The 8,008-nt window shown below is 70.2% G+C and carries 9 protein-coding genes; 2 read left to right on the top strand and 7 right to left on the bottom strand.

Going from position 1 to position 8,008, the window contains the following annotated elements; genetic code table 11:
* The first annotated feature begins 109 nt into the window (after positions 1-109).
* Complete coding sequence (locus ABZ796_RS19910; protein ID WP_357339171.1) at positions 110-499, top strand: AraC family transcriptional regulator; 390 nt, start codon at positions 110-112, stop codon at positions 497-499.
* A gap of 47 nt (positions 500-546) precedes the next feature.
* On the top strand, positions 547-1,008 hold the full coding sequence (locus ABZ796_RS19905; protein ID WP_357339170.1) for a VOC family protein: 462 nt from the start codon (positions 547-549) through the stop codon (positions 1,006-1,008).
* A gap of 91 nt (positions 1,009-1,099) precedes the next feature.
* Here the strand turns inward: ABZ796_RS19905 and ABZ796_RS19900 are convergent, their stop codons facing one another.
* The 7 genes from ABZ796_RS19900 to mltG form a co-directional block, all read right to left on the bottom strand.
* Positions 1,100-1,993 carry a hypothetical protein gene (locus ABZ796_RS19900; RefSeq protein ID WP_357339168.1) on the bottom strand — a complete coding sequence of 298 codons (894 nt, stop codon included), beginning with the start codon at positions 1,991-1,993 and terminating at the stop codon, positions 1,100-1,102.
* A gap of 177 nt (positions 1,994-2,170) precedes the next feature.
* The gene (aroB, locus tag ABZ796_RS19895) at positions 2,171-3,277 is read right to left on the bottom strand and encodes a 3-dehydroquinate synthase (RefSeq protein WP_357339166.1); all 1,107 of its coding nucleotides are present in this window, start codon (positions 3,275-3,277) and stop codon (positions 2,171-2,173) included.
* A 2-nt stretch (positions 3,278-3,279) separates the two neighbouring features.
* The gene (locus ABZ796_RS19890) at positions 3,280-3,795 is read right to left on the bottom strand and encodes a shikimate kinase (protein WP_357339164.1); all 516 of its coding nucleotides are present in this window, start codon (positions 3,793-3,795) and stop codon (positions 3,280-3,282) included.
* Positions 3,795-4,973, bottom strand: coding sequence for a chorismate synthase (aroC, locus tag ABZ796_RS19885; RefSeq protein WP_357339162.1), 1,179 nt, complete (start codon positions 4,971-4,973; stop codon positions 3,795-3,797). The genes ABZ796_RS19890 and aroC overlap by 1 nt, the downstream gene beginning before the upstream one ends.
* A 45-nt stretch (positions 4,974-5,018) precedes the next feature.
* A complete protein-coding gene (locus tag ABZ796_RS19880; RefSeq protein ID WP_357339160.1) occupies positions 5,019-5,696 on the bottom strand; it encodes an A24 family peptidase in 678 nt (225 codons plus the stop codon).
* A complete protein-coding gene (locus tag ABZ796_RS19875; RefSeq protein ID WP_357339158.1) occupies positions 5,693-6,529 on the bottom strand; it encodes a shikimate dehydrogenase in 837 nt (278 codons plus the stop codon). The genes ABZ796_RS19880 and ABZ796_RS19875 overlap by 4 nt, the downstream gene beginning before the upstream one ends.
* Positions 6,530-6,542: 13 nt before the next feature.
* The gene (mltG, locus tag ABZ796_RS19870) at positions 6,543-7,871 is read right to left on the bottom strand and encodes an endolytic transglycosylase MltG (RefSeq protein ID WP_357339156.1); all 1,329 of its coding nucleotides are present in this window, start codon (positions 7,869-7,871) and stop codon (positions 6,543-6,545) included.
* Between the last annotated feature and the right edge of the window lie 137 nt (positions 7,872-8,008).

The following is an 8,008-nucleotide window of genomic DNA, read 5'->3' as shown; positions in this document are numbered from 1 at the left end:
TTCCAAACAACATCCCATCTCTTTTGGTTTTTTTTCTACTGCGGGGGGTGTGGTGTTGCCCCGGTGTCCACACCCCACTCCCACGTCCGCTGGGGGTTAGGCTCGGCGCATGACGCCGCGCGAGGACGAGAACCGCCGGTTGCTGCGGGCGCGGGACGCGATGGACCGGCACTACGCCGAGCCGCTCGACGTCCCGGCGATCGCCCGGGTGGCCCACGTCTCTCCGGCGCACTTCAGCCGCCGGTTCAAGGCGGTCTTCGGAGAGACGCCGCACCTCTACCTGCAGCGGCGCCGGATCGAGCGGTCGATGGCGTTGCTGCGGGACACCTCGACACCGGTCACCGAGGTGGCGATCACGGTGGGCTTCACCAGCCTCGGCACCTTCAGCCGTACGTTCCGCGACATCGTCGGCGCCTCGCCCAGCCACTACCGCGCCTCTGTCGACAGCCCCGCCGTGCCGGGGTGCGTGGCCCGCGCCTGGATGCGTCCGGCGAGCTGAGCAGTTTCGGAGAAGCGCCCGGCACTCGCCGGACGCAGACTGGTCGCATGCTGACCAACATCAACATCACCGGAATCTACGTGCTCGACCAGGACGAGGCGCTCGACTTCTACGTCGGCAAGCTCGGCCTCGAGGTCGGCAGCGATGTCGACATGGGCTTCATGCGCTGGCTCACCGTCCACCTCCCCGGCGACCCCGACCACCAGCTCCTGCTCGAGGTGCCCGGCGGCTCTCCTGCCCATAGCGCCGAGACCGCCACCCAGCTGCGCGACCTCGTCACCAAAGGTGCCATGGGCGCCGTGGTCATCTTCAACACCGACGACTGCGACAAGCTCTACGAGGATCTCTCGGCCAAGGGCGTCGAGTTCACCCAGGAGCCCATCCGGCAGCCCTACGGCATCGACTGCGCCCTCCGCGACCCGTTCGGCAACCACATCCGCGTCACCCAGCGCGTCGAGGGTCCTATCGAGGTCACCGACGAAGACGTCGCCCGCTGGTCAGGGAAGTGAGCCGGCCCAGGAGGGCTGGTGCGTGCACACGGCACGTTGACAACTCCGGGGGTCATGAAGCTGATCATCGCCAAGGACACCGGGTGGTGAGTCAGGCCGCGGGCACGTCGGAGCCGCCGGAGAACCACGCCAGGGCCGGGCGAGAATGAAGCAGCACCACAGACGCCAGCGCGGCCAGCGCCACAACCCCGAGGATCGTCGCGGCGAGCGGGTCTGACGGCACCACGGATCCTGCGGCATGGCGTAGGTAACCGATGGCAACAGCTGCGGACAACACCAGCAGAGCACGCGCGAACCCCACCCGCCGGAAGGACGCCAGCGCGGCGACGAAGGCCGGCAAGGAGAGCACGACCATCTCGAGGCCGAGAAGCAGCGCGACGTCGCCGCCGATGAGATATGGGAAGAGCGAGTCGAACCACGGCTGCGCCGCCTTGTAGGACCACCCCACCCTGGCGACGAAGAAGATCGCCACGACCAGGAGTGGAAGCGACCAGACCAGCGTCATCAAGGCACCGATCGTGACCTGCGGCGGACGGCGCCGCTCTTGAGCCTGGCCCGACGTCGGCATCAGCCAACGGTTCACCCCAGGCAGGTGGATCAGCACGAGCACGGCCACCGAGATCATCGACGGCAGGACGACTTCCCCGATCTCGTACATGTCGGGGCTCAGCGACAGGAACGTCGCGACCAAACCAGCCGTGCACGCAGCAGTCAGGACGGCTCGAGCTGCGGCCGACCCGCGGAGCAGCAACGCCGCAGCGACGACCTCGACGATGCTGCGAGTAACCACCACGCCCGCCACCGTCGCCAGGCTGATCTCATCGGCGGCGGGGATCATCTCGGGTTCCGCGCCGAGCAACAACACCGGAATCAGCTTGAACGGTAGCCCGAGACCCGAGGTGATGAAGACCGTGACGACGGCGAGGACGACCGGGGCCGGGATCCCCACACGAACTCCAGTCGTGGCGGTGGGCTGCAGGGTCATGAACGAACCCTAGGGGGCATCGATCGCGGCTGCGTACCGATCCATCTGATCCGTCGGATCCCTCAGCTCGGCAATGCCCTCACCACGGCTCGCCGGCCGAGCTCGACGCGACCGTCGCAGCTCGACCAGCACGGCCCGGGCACGTCGCGCTTGCGCCGAGCAGCGTCCGGGCTCTTGTTACCGGGCGACGACCGCGTACGCCTCGCGCAGCTGCTCCTCGGTCGGCCCGGTGAGGATGCGCGGGACCGCGAGGTCGTGGAGGACGAGGAAGCGGAGGACGGAGCCGCGGGCCTTCTTGTCGACCCGCATGGCGCCGATGAGGTCGTCGAAGCCGGCCTCGACGCCGAGTTCCTTGACGGTGGTCGGGAGGCCGACCTTCGCGAAGGTCGGCGCGTGCCGCGCGGCGACGTCGTCGGAGAGGACGCCGGCGAGGCGGGCGAGCTCGGCGGCGTACACGCACCCGACGGCGACCGCGTCACCGTGACGGATCGAGAAGCCGGAGTGTTTCTCGAGGGCGTGGGCGAGCGTGTGGCCGTAGTTCAGGGTCTCACGGCCGGGGTGGCCGTCGGCTCCGCCGGTCTCCTTCAGGTCCGCGGCGACGACCTCGGCCTTGACCCGGATCGCGCGCTCGATCAGCTCGGCGAGAACGGGCGAGGAAGCAGTGATGTTCTCCGCCTCCTCAACCAGGCGCAGGATCTCGGGGTCGGCGATGAAGCCGCACTTGACGACCTCGCCGAGCCCCGCGATCAGGTCGGCCTCCGGCAGCGTTGCGAGCAGCGCGAGATCGCAGAGCACGCCGGCGGGCTCGTGGAACGCGCCGACAAGGTTCTTCCCGGCACCGGTGTTGACGCCGGTCTTGCCACCGACCGCGGCGTCGACCATGGCGAGCACCGTGGTCGGCACGTGCACCACGCGTACGCCGCGCAGCCAGCCGGCCGCGACGAATCCGCCCAGATCCGTGGTGGCGCCGCCACCGAAGGTGACCACGGCGTCGGAGCGGGTGAAGCCCCTCTCCCCCAGCGCCTCCCAGCAGTCGTTGGCCACCGCGACCGTCTTCTGGTCCTCGCCGCTGGGCAGCCCGAGTCCGAGCACGTCGTAGTGCTTGAGCAGCTCCTCGAGGACCGGCTCGGCGTACTCGGCGAGCTCGGCGGCGTAGAGGAACGCCACCCGCTGGACGCTCTCACCCAGGAGTCCCTGGAGCCGGCTGGCGAGGCCAGAGCCGATGACGACGTCGTACGCCGCGGCGCTCTCGACCCTGATGACTGTGCTGTCGGGTTCGGTCACTTCTACTCCGTGGTGTTCAGCGCGGTGAGGGCGGTGGCGAGCTCCGCGGCGACGTCGTCGGCCGAGCGGCCGTCGGTGTCGACGACCAGCGTCGCGACCGACTCATAGATCGGTGCGCGCTCCTCCAGGAGCGTCTTGATGCGGCCGCGTACGTTGCCGAGCAGCATCGGACGGCCCGAACCGAGCCCGACCCGCTTGACCGCATCGGCGACCCCGACCCGCAGGTAGACGACGGTGTGCTCCTTGAGCAGGATCTGGGTCTGCTCGGCCAGGACGGAGCCTCCGCCGAGGGAGACCACACCGTCGTGCTCGGCAAGGGCCGCAGCGACAGCGGAGGCCTCGATCGCGCGGAAGTGCGCTTCGCCCTCGTCGACGAAGATGTCTTGGACGCTCTTGCCGGCAGCCGCCGCGATGTCCTCGTCGGTGTCGCGCAGAGCGACTCCGAGGCGAGTCGCGAGCAGCGCCCCGACCGTCGACTTCCCGGCACCCATCGGGCCGACGAGCACGACAGCCGGCATCAGACGTACCTCAGGTTCTCGAGGTAGCTCTTGGCGTTGCGGGCCGTCTCGGCGACGGAGTCGCCACCGAACTTCTCCAGCGCGGCCTCGGCCAGCACGAGCGCGACCATCGCCTCGGCGACGACGCCGGCGGCGGGCACCGCGCAGACGTCGGAGCGCTGGTGGTGGGCGACGGCCTCCTCGCCGGTGGCCACGTCGACGGTGCGCAGCGCGCGGGGCACGGTCGCGATCGGCTTCATCGCGGCGCGTACGCGCAGGATCTCGCCGGTCGACATGCCGCCCTCGGTGCCGCCCGAGCGCCCGGAGGCGCGGCGGATGCCCTCGGCGGAGGGAACGATCTCGTCGTGGGCCTTGGAGCCGGGGGTCGCGGCGAGCTCGAACCCGTCGCCCACCTCGACACCCTTGATCGCCTGGATGCCCATCAGCGCACCGGCCAGGCGGGCGTCGAGGCGCCGGTCCCAGTGGACGTGGGAGCCGAGGCCCGGCGGCAGCCCGTGGACGACGACCTCGACGACGCCGCCGAGGGTGTCACCGTCCTTGTGGGCCTCGTCGATCCGGGCGACCATCTGCTTGGAGCCGTCGGGGTCGAGCACCCGCACCGGGTCCTCATCGAGCCGGGAGACATCCTCGGGTGCTGGCACTTCGCGGCCCGGCGTACGGACGCCGCCGATCTCCAGGACGTGGGAGACGAGGCGGACGCCGAGCGCCTGCTCGAGGAAGGCCGAGGCGACCGCGCCGAGCGCGACGCGGGCCGCGGTCTCACGGGCCGAGGCACGCTCCAGGATCGGGCGGGCGTCGTCGAAGTCGTACTTCTGCATCCCGACCAGGTCAGCGTGACCGGGCCGCGGCCGGGTCAGCGGCGCGTTACGGGCCTGCTTCTCGAGCACCTCGGGGTCGACCGGGTCGGAGGCCATCACGGTCTCCCACTTGGGCCACTCGGTGTTGCCGACCTCGATCGCGACCGGACCGCCTTGGCTCTCCCCGTGGCGTACGCCGCCGGTGATCCGCACCTGGTCCTTCTCGAACTTCATCCGGGCACCGCGGCCATAGCCGAGCCGGCGCCGGGCCAGGGCATCAGCGATGTCGTCTGAGGTGATCCGGACGTGGGCGGGCAGACCCTCCATCACGGCCGTCAGGGACGGACCATGGGACTCGCCCGCAGTGAGCCAACGCAACATGACGCCAGTCTTTCATCCCGGCCACGCAACCCCGTGCACCCGGGCTCAAAGCGAGACGGCGAGCACACCGATGAGCATGCCCAGAATCATGAACGGCCCGTACGCCAGGGGCTCACGCATCGCCGTGCGGGAACGCTGCGCGAGGGCACGTCCGATGCCCCAGACACCGAAGATCGCCAGCCCTGCCCACAGCCCCAGGGCCAGCTGCTCCCAGCCGAGGCGACCGAGGACCAGGCCGACGAGCGCCGCGAGGCGTACGTCCCCGAAGCCCATCGCATGCGGCACCAGCCGCCACAGGAGCCAGAACGTTGAGCGGGCGATCACCAGGCCGGCGAGAGCGCCAAGGACTGTCGCGCTCTCGCGGGTCCAGAGCCACTCGGCACCGAGCAGCCCGATGCCAACCGCCGTCGCTACCAGGATCGGCGCCTTCGGCAGCCGCCGGACGCGCCAGTCGACATAGGCGAGCAGCACCCCCACGGGGGTGAGCGGCACCAGTGCCACCATCAGCCGCGCGGGCTCCACCCGCCAGGCGAGCAGCCCGGCGAGCACCGCGGAGACGGCCACGGCGAGCGGCAGGAGCGGCGCCCACCCGGCCACAGCGGCGTAGGAGATCTCCGGCGGGTCGTCGACCGGTTCGGGGAGCCGGCGAAGCAGTGCTGGCACCCCGAGCGCGAGCAGACCGGCGACGGCCGCACTCACCAGCACGACCGCCCCGGGACTCATGCCGGTGACGGCTCCATGATGCCCAGGGCCTTCTCCCCCGCTGCCCGCATCGCCTCGAGCGGCGCGGGTCGGCCGGTGAAGAGCTCGAACTGCAGCACCGCCTGGTGCACGAGCAGGTCCAGACCGCTGACGGCCACGCCGGGCGTGACCGAGAGCAACGGTGAGGGCCACGGGTCGTAGACGACGTCGAAGACGACCGGCGTCGACGCCCAGCGGTCGATGAGCTCGGGGGTCTGCGCCTTCGCCGGGACGGTGGAGACGACCGCGTCGACACCGTCGACGACGGAGTCCAGCGGGAGCACCGAGACGACGGGCTTGCTCGGGTGACGCGAGATCATCTCGATCGTCTCCCCCGCCGCGCCCGGGTTGCGGGCCAGCAGCGTGATCCGGGAGGCACCCAGCTCGGCGAGCGCGAGGCCCGTGGAGGCCGCGGTCGCACCGGCGCCCAGGATCGCGCCGGAGGCGCAGGTGAAGCCCTCGCCCGCGCGCTCCCGGATCGCCGCGACGGCACCGGGCAGGTCGGTGTTGTCCCCCACCCAGCCGTGCGAGGATCGCACCAGCGTGTTGACCGCTCCCACGAGCCGCGCCCGCGGCGACATCGACCGCGCCAGCTCGTACGCCTCCCGCTTGAGCGGCATCGTCACCGACAGCCCACGCCACCGGCTCGGCGGCCAGTCACCGCCGAGGTCGGCGACGTACTTCGCCAGGCCGCCGGCCTGCACGCGCGTGGAGGTGTAGGACCAGTCGGCCATCTCCAGCTCGGCGTACGCAGCCTGGTGGAGGGTCGGGGAGAGCGAGTGACCGATCGGGTCACCCAGGACAGCACACTTCACTCTGGTCTCTTCCTCAGCAGCTCTTGGACTCATTGGCGCAGTAGTCCTTGTACTCGGCCTTGAACTTCAGGAACTGGTCGTAGTTCTTGGCGAACTTCGTCTCACCGGTCTTCAGGTTGACGGTCACGTAGTAGTACCAGTCACCGTCCGCCGGGTTGAGCGCGGCCTGGATCGCGTCGTCGCCCGGCGCACCGATCGGCCCCGGGGGCAGGCCCTTGTTGGTGTAGGTGTTGTAGGGCGAGTCGACGGACTGCACGTCGACGCCACCGAGCTCGGTGCTTCCGGACTTCCCGAGCGCATAGTTGACCGTCGCGTCGATCTGCAGGAAGCCCGCCTGACCGGCCGTGCCGGGGTTCTCGACCCGGTTGTAGATCACCCGGGCGATCTTCGACATGTCGTCACCGCGGCCCTCGGCCTCCACGAGCGACGCCACGGTCATGATCTGCTCCGCTGTGCACGCCTTGCCGTCGCCGCACTTGAGCTGCTTGGCGCGCGCCTCGATGTCGTTGTCGCCGAGCGCCTGCTCCCACCGGTCGACCATCATCGCCAGCATCTCGGTCGGCGTCGCGTCGGGCGGGAAGGCGTACGTCGCCGGGAACAGGTAACCCTCGACATTGCCCTTGGCGTAGTCGGGCAGCCCGATCGCCTCTGCGTCCTGGGCGGCCTTCTTGAACTCGGCCGGCTTCTTCCCGGTCTTCTCGGCGAGCACCTTGTAGATCGCCTTGGCGCGCGACCCCTCGGTGATGGTGACGTTGACCGTGTCGATGTTCTCCGGGTTGGCGAGGACCTCGACGACGTCGGTGGCCTTCATCTGCTTCTTCAGCGGGTAGAAGCCGACCTGGACGGTCAGACCTTCGGTGTTGGCCGCGTCGATGAAGGCATCGACCGACTTCACCACACCGACCTCCTTCAGGCTGCGGCCGACGGCTGAGACCGAGTCACCCTCGTGCACCTCGAAGGAGACCGGGTCGGTGCCGGGGCCGGCGTAGTCGGCCGGCGGCGCGACCATGTCCTTGACGTAGTCGATGGCCCGGTCCCCGACGACGTAGAAACCACCGAGGACCACCGCCATGGCGACCAGTACGGCCAGACAGCCGCCGAAGCGTCGTCTGCGCTTGGGCGGCTTCTCGTCGAAGAAGGGATCGTGGCCCGCGGGACCGCCCTCGAAGAAGGCCGGCTGCTGCTGGTAGGTCGGACCGCCGTAGCCGGGCTGCCGCTGCGGGGGCTCCTGGCGGCCGTAGCCCGGCGGGGGCGTGCCGGCGCCGGGCACCGGACGAGGGCCCTGACGTCGACCTGGCTGGCCCTGCTGCGGAGGCAGCTGACCCGGCACCTCACCGGGCATCTGCGGCAGCTTCCGGCGTGGGTCTCGGGGATCTTGCGGAGGCTGCTGCCGTGGCGGGTGGCCACCGCGCGGATCGCGACCATATGACCCCTGGCCAGGGCGACGCGGGTCGCGCGGGTCCGGGGGGTAGTAGCGCT

It is taken from the genome of Nocardioides sp. NPDC047086 (assembly GCF_040643685.1).
Classification (GTDB): domain Bacteria; phylum Actinomycetota; class Actinomycetes; order Propionibacteriales; family Nocardioidaceae; genus Nocardioides.
Note: the sequence above shows the minus strand (reverse complement) of the source record. Positions and strands in the feature narration are given on the sequence as shown.

Coding starts and splice junctions, on each gene's coding strand:
- ABZ796_RS19910 (WP_357339171.1), top strand. CDS start 110: ATGACGCCGCGCGAGGACGAGAACCGCCGGTTGCTGCGGGCGCGGGAC.
- ABZ796_RS19905 (WP_357339170.1), top strand. CDS start 547: ATGCTGACCAACATCAACATCACCGGAATCTACGTGCTCGACCAGGAC.
- ABZ796_RS19900 (WP_357339168.1), bottom strand. CDS start 1,993: ATGACCCTGCAGCCCACCGCCACGACTGGAGTTCGTGTGGGGATCCCG.
- ABZ796_RS19890 (WP_357339164.1), bottom strand. CDS start 3,795: ATGCCGGCTGTCGTGCTCGTCGGCCCGATGGGTGCCGGGAAGTCGACG.
- aroC (WP_357339162.1), bottom strand. CDS start 4,973: ATGTTGCGTTGGCTCACTGCGGGCGAGTCCCATGGTCCGTCCCTGACG.
- ABZ796_RS19880 (WP_357339160.1), bottom strand. CDS start 5,696: ATGAGTCCCGGGGCGGTCGTGCTGGTGAGTGCGGCCGTCGCCGGTCTG.
- mltG (WP_357339156.1), bottom strand. CDS start 7,871: ATGCCCGGTGAGGTGCCGGGTCAGCTGCCTCCGCAGCAGGGCCAGCCA.